Here is a 17,511-nt window from a genome sequence, read left to right as displayed (position 1 = left end):
GGCATGGACGCGACGGCGCTCGCGGCGGCGATCCGGGACGGGCGCACGAGCGCGGCCGCCGCGATGGAGGCCGCGCTCGAGGCCGCGCGGGCGCGCGCCGATCTCGGCGCGACCGTCCGGCTCGAGCCGGCGCTCGGACGCGCGGGGGCGCAGGCGCGCGACGCCCTGCCGGAGGCCGCGCGCGGGCCCCTCCACGGCGTGCCTTTCCTCGCCAAGGATCTCGGCTCGTTCGCGGCCGGCCTGTGCCCCGCCGCGGGCTCGCCGGCGCTGCGGCGGATGCTGCCGGATCCCACCGGCGATACGCCCTTCTTCGCCCGCCTGCACGCAGCCGGCCTCGTCACCTTCGGGATCACGACGACGCCGGAATTCGGCCTCGCGCTCACCGCCGAGCCGCCGGGCGGGCCTCTCGCGCGCAACCCCTTCGACCCCGCCCTCAGCCCCGGCGGCTCCTCGGGCGGCGCGGCGGCGGCGGTGGCGGCGGGGATCGTCGCGATCGCGCACGCGACGGACGGCGCCGGATCGACGCGCGTGCCCGCCGCCTGCTGCGGGCTCGTCGGGATGAAGCCGAGCCGCGGCGCGACCCCGATGGGCCCGGGCTTCGAGAACCACCTGATGGGCCTCGTCGGCGAGCTCGTCCTCGCCCGCTCGGTGCGCGACGTCGCGACGGCCTTTGCGGCGGTCGCCGGCGCGGTCGCGGGGCCCGAGGGCGAGCTTCTCGCCCGCACGCTCCCCGCCGCCCCGCGGGTGCGCCTGCACGTCCCCGCGACGACCTCTCCCGCGAATGCCGCCGCGCTGCGCGCCGCCGCCGCCGCGCTCGCCGATCTCGGCTGCACCGTGCGCGAGACGGATCCCGACGACCTCGTGGCGCTTTGCGACCGCGCGGCCGCGGTCGCGCATCCGATCCTCGCGATCGCGGCGGCCGAGGGGCTCGACGCGCTCGGCATCGCGATGGACGACGTCTCGCCGATCGCCGCGGCGATCGCGCGGAGCGGGCGGGAGCTCTCGGCGGCGCGCCTGTTCGCGCTCGCGCGGGAGGCGGCGCGCATCGCGCATGGGACGGCCCTCCTGTTCTCGGACACGGACGTGATCCTCTCCCCCGTCCTCGCCGACGGACCGCCCCGGATCGGCCGGCTCGACCCGCAGGCGCAAGACGCGCAGGCCCATTTCGCCGCGATGGAGGCGATCGCGCCGGGCGTGTCCCTCGCGAACGTCGCCGGCGTGCCCGCGCTCGCCCTCCCCTTCGGCATGCGCGAGGACGGCCTGCCGGCGAGCGTGCAGCTGATGGGCCTGCACGGCAGCGACCGCGCGCTCCTCGCCCTCGCCGCGCGGCTCGCGGGCGCGGCGCCCCCCGTCCGCTATCCCGGGCCGATCGCGGGGCTGCCCGCGTGAGCACCCCCGTCCTCGCGCTCGAGCGCATCACCAAACGCTTCGGCTCCCTCGTCGCCAACGAGGACGTGAGCCTGTCTCTCGGGCGCGGCGAGATCCTGGCGCTGCTCGGCGAGAACGGCGCGGGCAAGACCACGCTGATGAACATCCTGTTCGGCCATTACACCGCCGACGAGGGCCGCGTCCTCGTCGACGGCGCGCCGCTGCCGGCGGGGCGTCCGCGCGCGGCGATCGAGGCCGGCATCGGCATGGTGCATCAGCATTTCACGCTCGCCGCCAACCTCACCGTCCTCGACAACGTGATGATCGGCTCGGAGCCGCTTCTGCGCGTCTCGAGCCGCCGCGAGGAGGGCCGCAAGAAGCTTCTCGCCGTCTCCGAGCGCTTCGGTCTGCCGGTCGATCCGGCGGCGCGCGTCGGCGATCTGTCGGTGGGCGAGCGCCAGCGCGTCGAGATCCTCAAGGCGCTCTACCGCGACGCGCGCATCCTCGTCCTCGACGAGCCGACCGCCGTTCTCGCGCGGCCGGAGGCGGAGCGCCTGTTCGAGACGCTGCGGGGCATGACCGCGCAGGGGCTCTCGCTCGTCTTCATCTCGCACAAGCTCGGCGAGGTGATGGCGGCGGCGGACCGCGTCGTCGTCCTGCGCCGCGGGCGCGTCGTCGGCGAGCGGCGTCCCGCCGAGACGAGCGCGGCCGAGCTCGCCGAGCTGATGGTCGGCCGGCGCGTCGAGCGCCCGCGCCGCTCCGCGCACGCGGTCGGGCCGATCGTCGTGCGCGGCGAGAGCGTCGGGCTCGTCGAGGGCGGTCATACGCGTCTCCTCGACGTCGATTTCGAGATCGCCGCGGGCGAGATCCTGGGCATCGTCGGCGTCTCGGGCAACGGCCAGGCGGCGCTCGGGCGCATCGTGAGCGGGCTCGCCGCGCCGACCTCCGGGCGGCTCACCCTCGACGAAGGCGAGACGGGCGCGCGCGACATGGGCGCCCTCGATCCCGCCGCCCTCGTCGCCGCCGGAATCGGCCGCATCCCCGAGGATCGCCACGCCGAGGGCGTCGTCGGCGAGATGAGCGTGTGGGAGAACGCGGTGCTCGAGCGCCTCCACGAGCCGGGCTTCTCGCGGCTCGGTTTCGTGCGCCGCGGCGCCGCGCGCGTCTTCGCGCAGAGCCTGATCGCGCGCTTCGACATCCGCAGCGCGACGCCCGACACCCGCACGCGGCTCCTGTCGGGCGGCAACATGCAGAAGCTCGTTCTCGGCCGCAACCTCGCCCGCGAGCCGCGTTTCGTCGTCGCCGACCAGCCGACCCGCGGCCTCGACGAGGGCGCGATCGCCGCCGTCCATTCCGAGCTCCTCGCCGCGCGGGCGCGCGGGGCGGCGATCCTGCTGATCTCCGAGGATCTCGACGAGGTCCTCGCGCTCGCCGACCGCATCCAGGCGATCGTCAAGGGCCGGCTGTCGCGGCCGATCCGGGCGGAGGACGCCGATGCGCGCAGCGTCGGGCTGATGATGGCGGGCGTTTGGGAGGAAGCCGCGTGAGGCTGGAGCGACGCGCCGACACCCCCCTCGCGCTCGCGGCGGCGGCCCCGATCGGCGCCGTGATCGCCGCGCTCGCGATCTCGGGCGTCCTGATCGCGGCCGCGGGCGCGAGCCCGCTCGACGCCTATGCGGCGATGCTGCGCGGCGCCTTCGGCTCGCGGCTCGCGATCACCGAGACGCTCGCGCGCGCGACGCCTTTGATCCTCACCGGGCTCGCGGCGGCGGTCGCGTTTCGCGCGCGGCTGTGGAACATCGGGGGCGAGGGGCAGCTCTACATGGGCGCCCTCGTCACCGCCTGGCTCGGCCATTCGGTCCTCGTCGGCCTGCCCCCGCCGCTCGCGATCCTCCTGATGATGCTCGCCGGCATGGCCGCGGGCGCCGCGCTCCTGCTCGGGCCCGTGATCCTGCGCGTGCGCTACGGCGTCGACGAGGTCGTGACGACGCTCCTCCTCAACTTCGTCGTCATCCTGTTCGTCGGCATGATGATCGAGGGTCCCCTGCGCGACCCGTTCGCCTTCGGCTGGCCGCAATCGGTGCCGGTCGACGACGCCCTGATGCTGCCCGCCCTCGTCGAGCGCACCCGGCTGCATGTCGGGCTCCTGATCGCGATCGTCGCGGCGCTCGTCGTCGCCCTGATCGGCGCGCGCACGACCTTCGGAATGCGCAGCCGCGCGGCCGGCCTCTCCCCGCGCGCCGCCGCCTTCGCCGGCGTGTCGCTGCCCCGGACCCTTCTCGGGATCGGCCTCCTGTCGGGCGCGCTCGCGGGGCTCGCCGGCGCGGTCGAGGTCGCGGGGCTCAAGGGCGCCGTCACGACCGATCTCTCCCCCGGCTACGGCTATGCCGGCATCGTCGTCGCCATGCTCGCCGCGCTCAACCCGATCGGCATCGTCGCGAGCGCGCTGTTCGTGGCGGTCGCCTTCGTCGGCGCGGACGCGATGAGCCGCGCGGTCGGGACGCCGAGCTTCATCGCGGACGTCATCGTCGCGGTCTCGCTGCTCACGATGCTCGTCGCCCTCCTCTTCACCAGCTACCGGATCCGCCGATGATCGAGGCGATCGAGATCCTCGGCACCACGAGCCTGTGGGCCGCCACCCTGCGCATCGCGACGCCGCTGATCCTCGGCGCGCTCGGCGCCCTGATCTGCGAGCGGGCGGGCATCCTCAATCTCGGCATCGAGGGCATCATGACCATGGGCGCCATGGTCGGCTGGCTCACCGTGTTCATGGGCGGCGACCTGTGGACGGGGATCGCGGCCGCGGCCTTCTTCGGCGCCCTGTTCGGGCTCCTGCACGCCGCGCTCACGGTGCCGCTCGGCCTCTCGCAACACGTGGCCGGGCTCGGCATCACCTTGTTCGCCTCCTCGCTCAGCTATTACGTCTACCGGCTCGTCGTGCAGGTCGGCGCCTCGCCGCCGACGATCGAGCCGTTCCGCCCCCTCGCGGTGCCGCTCCTGTCCGACCTGCCCTTCCTCGGCCCCGTTCTCTTCACGCAGACCGCGCCGACCTATCTCGCGCTCGCGGCGGTGGGCGTTACGGCCTACGTCCTCGCGCGCACGCCGCTCGGGCTCGCCGTGCGGATGGCGGGCGAGAACCCGCACGCGGTCGAGGCGCAGGGCCTCGATCCGAACGCGATCCGCATCGGCGCGGTGATGGTGGGCTCGGCCCTGATGGCGATCGGCGGCGCCTTCCTGACGACGGCGGCCTTCAACTCGTTCTTCCCGCACATGGTGCAGGGGCGCGGCTGGATCTGCATCGCGCTCGTCGTCTTCGCGGCCTGGCGGCCGGGCAAGGCGCTCGTCGGCGCGCTCCTGTTCGCCTTCTTCGACGCCTACCAGCTGCGCCTGCAGCACGTGGTGCCGGGGCTGCCCTATCAGGTCTTCCTGATGACGCCCTACCTCCTCTCGATCCTCGCCCTCGTGCTCGTCTCCCGGCGCGGGCGCGCGCCCGAGGCGCTGATGGCGCCCTATCGGCGCGGGGAGCGTTGAGGGAAGCGCCGAGCGGCACGCGCGCGGATTAACGCCGCGCTTGCCGCGTTTCTCCCGTGTCGAGAAGAACGGGCGCCCCCCGCCGGAGCGGTGTCGGCGCGCCTCGCGAGAGGAACACGTCCATGCTGCAAGCGATATCACGACCGGCGGTGAGCCTCGCCGACCGGTACCTCCCCGACGCCTTCGTCTTCGTGCTCGTCTTGACGATCGTCGCGGCGGCGTCCGCCATCGCCTTCGAAGGGGCCGGCCCTCTCGAGGTCGTCGAGATGTGGGGCGACGGGTTCTGGGGGCTCCTCGCCTTCTCGATGCAGATGCTCCTCGTCCTCGTGACGGGATTCATCCTGGCCTCGTCCCCGCCGGTGCGCCGGATCCTCGGGGCTCTCGCGGGGCTCGCGCGGAGCGCCGGCGCGGCGATCGTGCTCGTCACCCTGGTCTCGATGGTAGCGGCGTGGATCAATTGGGGTTTCGGCCTCGTGGTGGGCGCGCTCTTCGCCAAGGAGGTCGCGCGCCACGTGCGCGTCGACTACCGCCTCCTCGTCGCCTCGGCCTATTCCGGCTTCGTCGTCTGGCACGCGGGGCTCGCGGGCTCGGTCCCGCTCACCATCGCGACGCCGGGCCATTTCGCGGAAGGGCAGATCGGGCTCGTCGGCACGGACGCGACGATCTTCGCCCCGTTCAACCTGATCATCGTCGCGGTCCTGTTCGTCACCATCCCGCTCCTCAACCGGCTCATGCTGCCGCGCGAGGACGAGAGCGTCTACGTGAGCCGCGAGCAGCTCGGCGAGAAGCAGGCCGAGGACTTCGCGCCCGCGCGCCCCGCCGACCATCTCGAGAACAGCCGCATCCTGATGTGGCTCGTCGGCGTGCCTGGCCTCGTCTTCCTCGTCCACTATTTCGCGGTGCGCGGCGAGGGGCTGAACCTCAACATCGTCAACTACCTGTTCCTGATGCTGGGGATCGTGCTCCACGGCACCGCGCGCAACCTCCTCGCCGCCCTCCAGGAGGGCGTGAAGGGCGGGGCGGGGATCGTGATCCAGTTCCCGTTCTATGCGGGCATCATGGCGATCATGACCCAATCCGGCCTCGCGGCGAGCATGTCGCACTTCTTCGTCTCGATCTCGAGCGCCGCGACGCTGCCGTTCTGGACCTTCCTGAGCGCGGGCCTCGTCAACCTGTTCGTGCCCTCCGGCGGCGGCCAATGGGCGGTGCAGGCGCCGGTCGTGCTGCCGGCGGCGGAGGCGCTCGGCGCGGACGTCGCGCGCGTGGCGATGGCGGTCGCCTGGGGCGACGCGTGGACGAACCTCCTGCAGCCCTTCTGGGCGCTGCCGATGCTCGGGATCGCCGGGTTGAAGGCCAAGGACATCATGGGCTTCTGCCTCGTGCACCTCGTCGTCGTCGGCGCCGTCGTCGGCACCCTGCTGACGGTTCTGTGAGGCGCGCACGCACGCGGAAAGGGGGGCGCCCGGAGCGCCCCCCGGCCTCGTCCGGAACCCGGCTCGGCCGTGTGGACTTGTAAGGATCGCGCCTCGAGGGGGCGGCAGATCGGCGAGGCGACCGGCTCCATGAAAGCTCTTCTCGTTCACAACCCCGGCGCCGGCGACGGCGAGACCAGCGGCGAAAGATTGCGGTCCCTGCTGCGCGACGCGAAGATCACCGCGCGCTACCAGTCGAGCAAGGTCGGCGAGCTGACCGCGGCCCTGTCGGAGCCCTGCGACGTCGTCATCGTCGCAGGCGGGGACGGGACGGTCGCCAAGGCGATCACGCAGATGCCGGACCGCTCGGTCCCGATCGCGATCCTGCCGCTCGGCACCGCCAACAACATCGCCGCCTCGTTCGGCATCGGCGGGAGCCTCGAGGACATCCTGCACGCGTTGCGAGACGCCGAGCGGCGGCGCCTCGACGTCGGCATGGCGCGGGGCCCCTGGGGTTGCGCGCGGGTCGTCGAAGGGATCGGCCTCGGCGCCCTCGTGCGCAGCGCCAAGCGCCTCGGCAAGCCCGATACTGGTCGCGACGCCCGTCTCAAGGCGGCCGCGAAGGCGATCCGGCAGGAGGTCGAGAAGAGCGACGCGGACCGCGTGCGGGTGCTCGTCGACGACGAGCCGATGCCGGAGGACCATCTTCTCCTCGAGGTGCTCAACATCCCCTGCGGCGGGCCGCGCCTGCGGCTCGCGCCCGATGCCGACCCCGGCGACGGGATGTTCGACGTCGTCGTGCTGGAGCCATCCCGGCGCAAGGACATGCTCCGCTGGCTGAAATCCGGCGATCCCGGCGAGAAGCCGCCTCTGACGACGCGGCGCGGCCGCAGGATCGCGCTCGCCTGGGAGGGAACGCCGCTGCACGTCGACGACGACATCCCGCCCTCGGAGGCGTGCCCGGCGACGGTCGAGCTCGAGGTCGAGCCGGACGCGGTGACGATCCTCGTCGGCCCCGCCTCCGGCCGGCCGGGCGAGGTCGACGACGCGCAGACATGAGAACTCGGGCCGGGAACGATCCTCGGCCTCGCCCATTGTCCCCGGCCTTCCGATGCAGCGCCCGGGATACGACATCATGACTGCGATCACGACTGAAGCCGCCGCGGCCGCGAGCGGCGGCCGTTTCGACATGGTCGTCGTGGGCAGCGGGTTCGGATCGGCGTTCTTCCTCGCCGGCATCCTCGCGCGCGCCCCCGAACGCACGCGCATCCTCGTCCTGGAGCGCGGCGGCCTGCACGACCACGCCTGGCAGATCGAGAACGCGAGAAACAGTGCGACCGACCACGAGAGCACCTATTCGCGCGCCTCCGAGAAGCCCTGGAACTTCACCATCGGCTTCGGCGGCGGCATGAATTGCTGGTTCGCGCAGACGCCGCGCATGCACCCGAACGATTTCCGCCTGCGCTCCCTCTACGGCGTCGGCGAGGATTGGCCGATCGGCTACGACGATCTCGAGCCGCATTACCAGACGGCCGAGGAGATCATGGCGATCTCGGGCGACGCCGACATGGGACGCGTCCTGCCGCGCTCGGCCCCGTTCCCCCAGCCGCCCCATCGCGGCTCGGCGATCGATCGGCTGATGAAGGCAGCCCAGCCCGACCACCATTTCATCATGCCCACCGCCCGCGCGCGGATCGCGACCCCGACGCGTCCGGCCTGCTGCGCGTCGCTGCGCTGTCAGATCTGCCCGGCCGACGCCAAGTTCACCGCGCAGAACGGGCTCGCGCACGTGTTCGGGGATCCGCGCGTCACGCTCGTCTGCGACGCGCGGGTGACCCGGCTCGAAACGTCGGGCGGGCTCGTGTCGGCGGTCGTCTTCGAGGCGGACGGGCGCGAGCACCGGGCGAGCGCCGATCTCGTGGTGCTCGGCGCCAACGCGATCCACGCGCCCGCCATCCTCGAGGCCTCCGGCATGGGCGGGGGCCTCACCGGGCGCGGCCTGCACGAGACGCACGGCGTGGAATACGAGGTCCTCCTCGACGGGCTCGACAATTTCGACGGCAGCACGATCACGACGGGCCTCAATTACGCGCTCGCCGACGGGGACTTCCGCGCCCGCCACGGCGCGGCGCTCGTCTTCTTCGAGAATCGCTGGAAGCACGGGCTGCGTCGGGAGCCCGGCCGCTGGCGCCAGACGCTGCCTCTGATGGTCGTCACCGAGGATCTTCCCTCCGACGAATCCCGCGTCCTCCTCGGCGACGACGGCGAGCCGCACGTCGTCTTCCCCGGCTTCTCGGATTACGCCCGCGCCGGGATTGTCGCCGTCGAGGAGCGCCTGCCGGAGATCCTGGCGCCGCTTCCCGTCGAGGCGATCCGCTTCGTCTTCGAGCGGCCGACCGAATCGCATCTGCAGGGGACGCTGCGCATGGGCCACGATCCGCAGACCTCCGTGATCGACGCCGACATGATCCACCATCGCTGGCGCAACCTCGTCTGCGTCGGCTCGGCCGCCTTCACCACCTGCGCGACCGCCAACCCGAGCCTCACCGTCGCGGCGCTCTCGCTGCGTGCGGCCGAGCGCCTGCACGGAGGCCTGCGATGACGAACCGCTCCGAACGCGGCCCGAGCCGCCGCACCGTCCTTTTCTCGGCGACCGGGATCGTCGGCGCGCTCGCGATCGGCGGCGCGGCGGGCGCGCGGCTGACGGACCAGAGCTTCATCCGCGACACGCTGCACCGGCTCGTCGGCCCCTTCCGCATGGAGGAGACGGAATTCGAGGCCTTCGCGGAGGGGTTCCGCGAGACCGCCTACGTCTTCGGCTCGGCGCGCGCGACCCCGATCCGGGCCGCGGAAGCGCTCGGCGGCGCGCCGCTCGTCGAGCGCTTCGCCCCGCCCGGCGTCGCCGCGCGCATGGAGCGCTTCGAGCGCGAGCTCCTGACGAGCTTCGTGACGACGACCGACTTCCTCGCCACGCGCGAGGATCCCGACGCTCCGGTGCATTATCTCGGCCCCGTCGGCTGCGCGAACCCCTACGCCGACCTCACGCCGCCGCAAGGCGCGTGAGAGTTCGAAAAATCTGCGCACGGGACCTCGACGCCGTCATTCCGGGGCGCGAAGCGAGCCCGGAACCCAGACTCCCGAGGTCCGATGAGCAGCCTGTAGGCTGCGTCCGACGACGCATCCGATGCATGGAGTTGCGGAACGAGCACCCCCGCGCGCTCGCACGCGGGCCGGCCGCGACTTCATTGCATGCCCCATGAAACGGAGGGCGCCGCTCGGGCGTTCCGGTGGCGCGCGCTGCTCCGAAGTAGAGGCGCACCTCGGTTCCGGTCGTGTCCTCCCTTTCAGCAGTGGCGTGGAGAATGTCGTGGCGCACATCTTGTTCGTCGTGGACGAGGCCTACGCACGACATCTGCCGGTTGCTATGAACTCTATTCTGAGGCATGCGCGGGCACCCGTCACCTTCCACATCGTGCATGCGGCGATCGCGAGGCCGACGCGGGAGGCCATCGCCGCCTATGTCGAGGGGCGTGCGGCCTGCCTCTGGCATGCCGAGCCCCAGAACCCGCTCCTCGGGCTCGACGTCTACCTCCCGCACGTGTCCAGCGCGTCCTTCCTGCGCCTCGTCGCCGACACGGTGGTGCCGCCCGAGGTGACGCGGGTCGTCTATCTCGACGTCGACGTGCTGGTGCTCGACGACATCGCGCGGATCGCGTCGATCGACCTCCAGGGCCGCTCCGTCGGGGCCGTCGCCGATCCCGGCGTCGATCCGCGAGAATTCGCGAGCACGTACGGCCTCGGGGGGCCCGGCCTCTACTTCAATGCGGGCGTGATGGTGATGGATCTCGAGGCGATCCGGACGCGGGGCAGCCTCGCGCGGGCACGGGAGGCGGCGGAGGGCGGGCGCTTCTCCTACGGCGACCAGGACATCCTCAACATCTGCTTCTGGGGCGACGCCCTCGCGCTCGCGCCGCGCTGGAACGTCCAGCGCAATGCCTTCTATCGCGAACGCACGCCGGAGACGCCCCCCGCTATCCTCCATTTCACCGACGATCTGAAGCCGTGGTCGAGCGCCGAATGGCACCCGCGCGCGTACGATTACCTCGTCTATCTCGCGAACACCCCCTTCGCGGACGAGATCCGACACGAAGGCGGGCTCACGCACACCGTCGCCTTGCGCTGGCGCGTGCGACGGGCCCGGCACGAGCTGCGCTGCATGAGAGCGCATCTGCGTCGCCGATCGAGCGGGGCCGCGCGTTCCCCAGACGACCGGAGCGCGCGCGAGCGGCCCACCGGACACGAACTCTCACCGGGAGCCCGCCATGGCAGCACCGCAGACCGCTGATCGAGGGACGACGCCCGCGCGCGAGGGCCCCCGCGTGAGCATCGTCATCCCCTGCTACAACCAGGCCCGCTGGCTCGGCGAGGCGATCGCCAGCGTCCGCGCGCAGACCTACGGGAGCATCGAGACGATCGTCGTCGACGACGGCTCGCAGGACGACACGGCCGGCGTTTGCGCGGCCCATCCCGAGATCCGCTACGTCCGCCAGGACAATCGCGGCCTCTCGGCTGCCCGAAACGCCGGACTCGCCGTCGCGACGGGGGAATACGTCTGCTTCCTCGACGCCGACGACCTGCTGCGGCCCGATGCGATCGCGCAGGGCGTGGCGGCTCTCGACGCGAACCCCGATTGGGGCTTCGTCTATGCGGGTCACGTCGGGGTGCTCGCGGATCGCACACCGCTCTGGGAGACGCATCCCGAGCGGGCGCGGGAGAGCTATCGCGGGCTCCTCGAGGCGAATTTCATCGGCATGCACGCGACCGTGGTCTACCGCCGCGATCTCCTCGAGCGCGCGGGCGGCTTCGACGTCGGGCTCGAAGCGGCGGAGGATTACGACGTCTACCTGCGTCTGGCGAGGCGCCATTCCTTCGGCTCCCACGACACGATCGCGGCGGAGTACCGGCGCCACGACGGCAACATGTCCGAGGATCCCTCCCGGATGCTCCGCGCCTGCCTGAAGGTGCTCGCCCGCCAGGAGCCGTTCGTCGCCGATTCGCTCGAGGATCGCGCGGCCCTGCGGCGCGGGATCGGCGTCGTCGAGGCCTTCTACGGCGGGCCTCTCGTGCGCAAGGGCTTGCGCGATCTCGTGGTGCGCGAGCGGCGCGCGCAGGCGCTGGCGCGGCTCGCGGAGGCAAGGCGCCTCGCCCCGCGCAGCTTCGCGCACGCTTTGCGCGACACCGGCCGCGAGCGCGGCGCACGGGCCGCGAAGGCGCTCGTGCGCGCCCTGCCCGCGCCTGTCGGCCATCTCGCACGGCGGCTCGCGGGGCGCGAGCCGCTCGCGGGCGCGGCGCGCCCGGTGCGGTTCGGCGACCTCCGGCGCACCACCCCGATCGATCCCGATTTCGGCTTCGCCCGCGGCCTGCCGATCGATCGCCACTACATCGAGGGCTTTCTCGCGCGCAACGCGGACGCGATCGCCGGGCGCGTGCTGGAGATCGGCGACGCCGCCTATACGAAGCGCTTCGGCGGCGAGCGGGTGACGCACAGCGACGTGCTGCACGTGCACGAAGACGCGCCGGAGGCGACCATCGTCGGCGATCTGGAGAACGCCGAGCACATCGCGAGCGACACGTTCGACTGCATCGTCCTCACCCAGACCCTGCATCTCGTCTTCGACATGCGAAAGGCGGTGGCGACGCTCCACCGCATCCTGAAGCCGGGCGGAATCCTCCTCCTGACGGTGCCCGGCATCAGCCAGGTCGATCGCGGCGAGTGGGGCGACACCTGGTACTGGTCGCTCACGGGCGCGGCCGTGCGCCGGCTCCTCGGCGAGGGCTGGTCGCCGACCGCGGTCGAGACGCACGGCAACGTGCTCGCCGCGAGCGCCTTCCTCTACGGCCTCGCCGCGCACGAGCTGACGCCCGAGGAGCTCGCCGCGCACGATCCCGCCTACCCGATGATCGTCGCCGCCCGCGCGGCGAAGGCGGCGGAGGCGACGCCGTGAGGAGCGGCTTGAGAGGCGCGCTCGGCCGCGCGGCGCGCGCCGGGCGGGGGCTGCGGCGCCGCCTGGCGAACCGGCTCGCGGGAGTCCGGATCGTCTTCGTCTATCACCGCGTCGCGACGCCCGACCGCGACCCGTGGGCGCTCGCCGTCGCGCCGGAGCGCTTCGACGAGCAGCTTTCGGTGCTGCGCCGGTACGGCACGCTGATGCGCCTCGGCGACATGGTGGCGGCGGGCAACGAGGGGCGGCTGCCGCGCCGGGCGATCGCGATCACCTTCGACGACGGCTATGCGGACAATCTCGCGACGGCCAAGCCCCTGCTCGAGCGCCACGACGCGCCGGCCACCTTCTTCCTCGCGCCCGATCTCCTCGACGGCCGCACGCCGTTCTGGTGGGACGCCCTCGCGCGCATCGTCTGGACGCCCGAGACCCTGCCGCGCGCCCTCGACCTCGCGATCGGCGGCGCGACCTTCCGCTGGAGCGCTCCCGAGGCGGACGCTGCGGCGGCGGACGATCCGGATTGGCGCGCCTGGGACCCGCCCGCGACCGCACGCCAGGCGCTCTACCTCGCTCTGTGGAGCGCTCTGCGCCCCCTCCCCCGCTCCGCGCAGGCCGAGGCGCTCGCCGCGCTCTCGGACTGGGCCTCGCCGCCCGCCCTCGTGAGAGGAGCCGACGACGACCGGCCGCTCGATCGCGAGGAGGCGGCCCGGCTCGCCGCGGGCGGGCTCGTCGAGATCGGCGCGCACACGCTCACCCATCCCTCGCTCCCCGCCCATGGCGCGGCGCACCAGCGCGCCGAGATCGAAGGCGGCAAGGCGGCCTGCGAGGCGATCGCCGGCCGGCGCATGGCGAGCTTCTCCTATCCCTTCGGCGACCATACGGAGGCGACCTGCGCGCTCGTGCGGGAGGCGGGATTCGCGAGCGCGTGCACGACGCAGGCCGCGCCCTTCCGGCCGCGCGCGGATCCGTTTCGCCTGCCGCGGGTTCAGATGCTCGACTGGACCGGAGCCGAGCTCGAGCGGCGGCTCGCCGCCGGCGATTTCTTCTGAGGGAGGCTGACCCGATGACCTCTCGACCGCTGATTTCGGTGATCACCCCCTATCTCGACGTCGCGCCCTATCTCGCCGAGGCGATCGAGAGCGTGCTCGCCCAGAGCGTCTCGGACTGGGAGCTGATCCTCGTCGACGACGGCTCGCAGGACGGCTCCTCCGAGATCGCCCGCGCCTACGCCGCACGCCATCCCGGGCGGATCGTCGCCATCGAACATGCCGGCCACGCCAATCTCGGCAGCAGCGCCTCGCGCAATGCCGGGCGGCAGGTCGCGCGCGGGGAATGGATCGCCTATCTCGACGCGGACGACGTCTGGTACCCGAACAAGCTCGCGCTGCAGATGGCGATCGCGCAGACGCATCCGGAGGTCGGGCTGATGATGGGCGCCTCGCTCTATTGGCACGGCTGGAGGGGCCGCGCCGAGGACGCCGCCCGCGACGAGGTGATCCTCGTCGGCGCGCCCCCGGAGACGGTGTACGAGCCGCCGCGCCTGCTGGAGCTCCTCTACCCGCTCGGTCCGGGCGCCGCGCCCTCGATGAACGGCGTCCTGGTGCGCACGCGGCTGCTCGACGCCGTGGGCGGCTGGGAGGACCGCTTCAGGTCCGGCTACGACGATCAGGCGCTGCTGACGAAGCTCTATCTGTGCACGAAAGCCTTCGTTTCGAGCCATGTCTTCGACCGCTACCGGCAGAGGCCCGGCTCGATCTGCGCCAGCGAATTGCGCGGCGGCGGGTACCACGAGGCGCGGCTGCGCTTCCTCGAATGGCTCGAGGCCCGTCTTGCGGGAGCCGGCATGCCGAATGCCCGCATCGCCGCGCTCCTGCGCGAGGCGCTGCGCCCCTATCGCCATCCGCTGCGCGATCGCACGATCCGCTTCGGGCGGCGCGTCACGCGTGGGCTGCGCGATCGGATCGTGCGCATGGTCGCGTCATGACGCAGACGCCGCTCGTCACCGTCGTCGTGCCCGCCTACGACGCCGCGCGCTTCGTCGGCGAGACGCTGCGCGCGGCATGCGCCCAGACCTACCCGCGGCTCGAGATCGTCGTCGTCGACGACGGCTCGCGGGACGGCACGGCCGCGATCGTGGCGGCGATCGCGGCCCGCGACGACCGGGTCCGGCTCGTGCGCAAGGCGAATGCCGGCGTCGCGGCCGCGCGCAATACCGGCATCGAGGCGGCGCGGGGCGAGCTCGTCGCGATCCTCGACGCCGATGATCTCTGGCATCCGCACAAGATCGCCCGTCAGGTCGAGGTGCTCGCGCGCCATGGCGGCGATCTCGGCATCGTCTATTGCCGCTACCGCGAGATCGACGAGGCGGGCCGCGTGCTGCGCAGCCCCTCGTTCGAGCCGCCGCGCGGGGACGTCTACGGCGCCCTCGTGCTCTTCAACTTCCTCGGCGGGGGCAGCTCCGCCCTGATGCGGCGCGATCGCCTGATCGCCGTCGGCGGATTCGACCCGGACGTCACCCGGCTCGGCGGGCCCGGGGCGGAGGACACGATGCTCTTCCTCAGGATGGCCGAGCGCTGGGATTGGGACCTCGCCGACGCCTACCTCCTCGGCTATCGCCGCATGACCGGGACGATGTCGACGGCGACCGAGGCGATGGCGCGCTCGAGCGACTACGTCGTCGCGGACGCCCGCGCCCGCCATCCCGAACTGCCCCCGCGCCTGTTCCGCTGGGCGGCGGGCGAGGGGCGCGCCTATCTCGGGACGGAGGCGCTCTACGACGGCGATTGGGGTGCCGGCCTGCGCCTCCTGCGCCGCGCCGGCGCCGTCGATCCGGGCGCGGTGCTGCGGCCGCGCACGGCGCATGCGCTGGCGATCGCGCTGCGCCGCAGCCTCGCCGAGCGGCTCGGGCGATCCGCCCGCACGATGGTACCCGCGCACGAGGCGCCCGGCGAGACGCCGCCCGGCGACGGGACGGATCCCACCGTCGGGCGCCCCTTCCTCGAGGTCGATCCCGATCTGCGCCCCACCGGCCCGGGCCTCCCGCCCGCCCTCGCCCGCCGTTGCGCGCAGGCGGCGCGTTGGCGGACGGCGCGGCCGCGCGCGGCGCTCGGGACCGCGTCATGAGCCGCCCCGAGCCCTCCTCCTTCGCGCAGGCGATCCGCACGCTCGCTCCCGTGATGCGGGACCGGTGGTGGACGATCCCCGTCCTCGTCGTGCTCGGCATCCTCGCCGCGCTCACGGAGGGCATCGGCATCGGCCTCCTGATCCCGCTCTTCGCGACGATGTTCGGATCGGGCGCGGGATCCGAGACCGCAGGCGCGTTCCTCGGCGGCCTCGGCGCGGGGATGAGCGAGGAGGAGCGCGTGCGCGTTCTCGTCGCCATCGTGCTCGTCCTCGTCGTCGCCCGCGCGCTGATCCAATTCTCCTACGATGCCGTGTCGGTCTGGTTCGGCGGCCTCCTCGTCCACCGCCTGCATCGCAGCCTCTTCCGCCGGCTGCTCGACGTCGGCTACGCCTATTTCGGCGACAAGGAGACCGGCGCCCTGTTCGAGATCGTGCGCGGGCGCACCTGGATCGTCAGCGAGGCGGTGGCGCATGCCTCGCGCGCGCTGATCAGCCTGTGCACGATCGCCGTGTTCACGCTGCTGCTCATGCTGATCTCGCCCATGCTCACGCTCTTCGCGGCGATCGGCGCCGGCGTCGTCGCGCTCGTCATCCACCGCGTGACGAAGCGCGTGCGGCCGATCGGCGACGAGGCGGTGGCGGTCGGCAATGCCCTGTCCGGCGTGGTGATCGCGGCCTTGCGCAACATGCGCGTCATCCGCCTCTTCGGCCAGGAGGACCGCGCCTTCGCCCGCCTCGACGCCGTCTCCGAGAAGGACCGCGTCGCCGCCCGCAGGCTCGGGGTCATCGGCGCGGCGATCCAGCCGGCGACCGAACTCGCCTACGTCCCGATCTTCCTCGGCATCCTGATCGGCGCCTGGGCCTCGGGGCTCGACCTCGCGACGCTGATCGGCTTCCTCGTCCTCCTCTACCGCCTGCAGCCGCACGTGCGCCGGCTCGACCAGATCCGCGTCGAGATCGCCGGTATGATGCCGATGGTGGATCAGGTGGTCGACCTCCTGCGGCGCGAGGGCAAGCCCTTCGTGCCGTCGGGCGACGCGCCGTTCGAGCGGCTCGAGCGCGAGATCCGCTTCGAGCGCGTCGGCTTCGCCTACGAGAGCGGCCATGCGGAGCGCGGGCGGGCGGTGGAGGAGATCGACCTCGTCATCCCCGCCGATCGCACGACGGCGCTCGTCGGGGAATCGGGGTCGGGCAAGAGCACCCTTCTGAACCTCCTCTTCCGGCTCTACGATCCGACGAGCGGGCGCATTCTCGTCGACGGACGGCCGCTGCAGCGCCTCGATCTCGCCGCCTGGCGCGGACGCCTCGCCTTCGCGGGGCAGGACGCGGAGATCGTCGGCGAGACGATCCGCGACGCGATCTCCTTCGGGCATCCGCAGGCCGACGCACGCGCGGTGGAGAAGGCGGCGCGGCGGGCCCATGCGGAGGAATTCATCCGGCGCTTGCCGCAGGGCTACGACACGCCGATCGGCGAGGGCGGGCTGCAGCTCTCCGCCGGCCAGCGCCAGCGCCTCGGCCTCGCGCGCGCCCTCGTCCGCGAGCCCTCCGTGCTCGTGCTCGACGAGGCGACGAGCGCGCTCGACGCGATCTCCGAGCACCACATCCAGGCCGCGCTCGCCGAGCTCGCCGGCGCGATCACGATGGTGGTCGTCGCCCACCGCCTGAGCACGATCCGCAACGCGGACCACGTCGTGGTGCTCCAGGGCGGGCGCGTCGTCGAAGAGGGGTCGCCGCAGGACCTCCTCGCCCGGCCGGGGAGCGTGCTCGCGCGGATGTGGCGCCTCCAGACCGACGCCTTCGCCCCGAGCCGCGGCTGAGAGCCTGTGAATCTTTCGAAGGTTGTCATCCCGGGCCGCGAAGCGGACATGGGACCCATAACCTCGACGACCGTTCGAGCGCGCATGCCGCGCTCGTTCCGCGACCTTTGCGCAGCTTTCGTTCGAGAAACGCAGCCTACAGGCTGCGACCGAGACGTGGTGGTTATGGGTCCCGGATCGCCTTCGGCGTCCGGGATGACACCGCAACGTAAGATTTTCAAGGTGTGAGCCGAGGAACGCGATGGCGATCCGCGCGCG

14 protein-coding genes are annotated in these 17,511 nt (G+C 72.6%); all 14 read left to right on the top strand.

The window, feature by feature from the left end; all coding sequences use genetic code 11:
- The first annotated feature begins 3 nt into the window (after positions 1 to 3).
- The 14 genes from ACK4UM_RS05835 (at position 4) to ACK4UM_RS05770 (ending at position 17,253) form a co-directional block, all read left to right on the top strand.
- Positions 4 to 1,389 (top strand): amidase family protein, encoded by a 1,386-nt coding sequence (locus tag ACK4UM_RS05835; RefSeq protein ID WP_409796777.1) that lies wholly within the window; start codon positions 4 to 6, stop codon positions 1,387 to 1,389.
- Positions 1,386 to 2,915, top strand: a complete 1,530-nt coding sequence (locus ACK4UM_RS05830; RefSeq protein WP_409796776.1) for an ABC transporter ATP-binding protein — start codon at positions 1,386 to 1,388, stop codon at positions 2,913 to 2,915. Before ACK4UM_RS05835 ends, ACK4UM_RS05830 begins: the two co-directional genes overlap by 4 nt.
- Positions 2,912 to 3,961 carry an ABC transporter permease gene (locus ACK4UM_RS05825; RefSeq protein WP_409796774.1) on the top strand — a complete coding sequence of 350 codons (1,050 nt, stop codon included), beginning with the start codon at positions 2,912 to 2,914 and terminating at the stop codon, positions 3,959 to 3,961. The genes ACK4UM_RS05830 and ACK4UM_RS05825 overlap by 4 nt, the downstream gene beginning before the upstream one ends.
- Positions 3,958 to 4,899 (top strand): ABC transporter permease, encoded by a 942-nt coding sequence (locus ACK4UM_RS05820; protein ID WP_409796772.1) that lies wholly within the window; start codon positions 3,958 to 3,960, stop codon positions 4,897 to 4,899. The genes ACK4UM_RS05825 and ACK4UM_RS05820 overlap by 4 nt, the downstream gene beginning before the upstream one ends.
- A gap of 122 nt (positions 4,900 to 5,021) precedes the next feature.
- Complete coding sequence (locus tag ACK4UM_RS05815; RefSeq protein ID WP_409796770.1) at positions 5,022 to 6,332, top strand: short-chain fatty acid transporter; 1,311 nt, start codon at positions 5,022 to 5,024, stop codon at positions 6,330 to 6,332.
- A gap of 129 nt (positions 6,333 to 6,461) precedes the next feature.
- Positions 6,462 to 7,370, top strand: coding sequence for a diacylglycerol/lipid kinase family protein (locus tag ACK4UM_RS05810; protein ID WP_409796768.1), 909 nt, complete (start codon positions 6,462 to 6,464; stop codon positions 7,368 to 7,370).
- A 76-nt stretch (positions 7,371 to 7,446) separates the two neighbouring features.
- A complete protein-coding gene (locus ACK4UM_RS05805) occupies positions 7,447 to 8,913 on the top strand; it encodes a GMC oxidoreductase (protein WP_409796766.1) in 1,467 nt (488 codons plus the stop codon).
- On the top strand, positions 8,910 to 9,374 hold the full coding sequence (locus tag ACK4UM_RS05800) for a hypothetical protein (protein WP_409796764.1): 465 nt from the start codon (positions 8,910 to 8,912) through the stop codon (positions 9,372 to 9,374). Before ACK4UM_RS05805 ends, ACK4UM_RS05800 begins: the two co-directional genes overlap by 4 nt.
- A 304-nt stretch (positions 9,375 to 9,678) precedes the next feature.
- Entirely contained in the window at positions 9,679 to 10,656 is a 978-nt protein-coding gene (locus ACK4UM_RS05795) for a glycosyltransferase family 8 protein (RefSeq protein ID WP_409796762.1), read from the top strand.
- A gap of 34 nt (positions 10,657 to 10,690) precedes the next feature.
- Positions 10,691 to 12,316, top strand: a complete 1,626-nt coding sequence (locus ACK4UM_RS05790; protein WP_409796760.1) for a glycosyltransferase — start codon at positions 10,691 to 10,693, stop codon at positions 12,314 to 12,316.
- Positions 12,313 to 13,362, top strand: a complete 1,050-nt coding sequence (locus ACK4UM_RS05785) for a polysaccharide deacetylase family protein (protein WP_409796758.1) — start codon at positions 12,313 to 12,315, stop codon at positions 13,360 to 13,362. Before ACK4UM_RS05790 ends, ACK4UM_RS05785 begins: the two co-directional genes overlap by 4 nt.
- A gap of 14 nt (positions 13,363 to 13,376) precedes the next feature.
- Complete coding sequence (locus tag ACK4UM_RS05780; RefSeq protein WP_409796756.1) at positions 13,377 to 14,297, top strand: glycosyltransferase family 2 protein; 921 nt, start codon at positions 13,377 to 13,379, stop codon at positions 14,295 to 14,297.
- Positions 14,294 to 15,436 (top strand): glycosyltransferase family 2 protein, encoded by a 1,143-nt coding sequence (locus ACK4UM_RS05775; RefSeq protein WP_409796754.1) that lies wholly within the window; start codon positions 14,294 to 14,296, stop codon positions 15,434 to 15,436. Before ACK4UM_RS05780 ends, ACK4UM_RS05775 begins: the two co-directional genes overlap by 4 nt.
- A complete protein-coding gene (locus ACK4UM_RS05770) occupies positions 15,433 to 17,253 on the top strand; it encodes an ABC transporter ATP-binding protein (protein ID WP_409796752.1) in 1,821 nt (606 codons plus the stop codon). The genes ACK4UM_RS05775 and ACK4UM_RS05770 overlap by 4 nt, the downstream gene beginning before the upstream one ends.
- Positions 17,254 to 17,511 lie beyond the last annotated feature (258 nt).

The sequence above is a fragment of the Salinarimonas sp. genome, assembly GCF_046292825.1.
Classification (GTDB): Bacteria; Pseudomonadota; Alphaproteobacteria; order Rhizobiales; family Beijerinckiaceae; genus Salinarimonas.
This window is presented reverse-complemented; position numbering and strand designations above follow the sequence as displayed.

Coding starts and splice junctions, on each gene's coding strand:
- ACK4UM_RS05835 (WP_409796777.1), top strand. CDS start 4: ATGGACGCGACGGCGCTCGCGGCGGCGATCCGGGACGGGCGCACGAGC.
- ACK4UM_RS05820 (WP_409796772.1), top strand. CDS start 3,958: ATGATCGAGGCGATCGAGATCCTCGGCACCACGAGCCTGTGGGCCGCC.
- ACK4UM_RS05815 (WP_409796770.1), top strand. CDS start 5,022: ATGCTGCAAGCGATATCACGACCGGCGGTGAGCCTCGCCGACCGGTAC.
- ACK4UM_RS05810 (WP_409796768.1), top strand. CDS start 6,462: ATGAAAGCTCTTCTCGTTCACAACCCCGGCGCCGGCGACGGCGAGACC.
- ACK4UM_RS05805 (WP_409796766.1), top strand. CDS start 7,447: ATGACTGCGATCACGACTGAAGCCGCCGCGGCCGCGAGCGGCGGCCGT.
- ACK4UM_RS05800 (WP_409796764.1), top strand. CDS start 8,910: ATGACGAACCGCTCCGAACGCGGCCCGAGCCGCCGCACCGTCCTTTTC.
- ACK4UM_RS05780 (WP_409796756.1), top strand. CDS start 13,377: ATGACCTCTCGACCGCTGATTTCGGTGATCACCCCCTATCTCGACGTC.
- ACK4UM_RS05775 (WP_409796754.1), top strand. CDS start 14,294: ATGACGCAGACGCCGCTCGTCACCGTCGTCGTGCCCGCCTACGACGCC.
- ACK4UM_RS05770 (WP_409796752.1), top strand. CDS start 15,433: ATGAGCCGCCCCGAGCCCTCCTCCTTCGCGCAGGCGATCCGCACGCTC.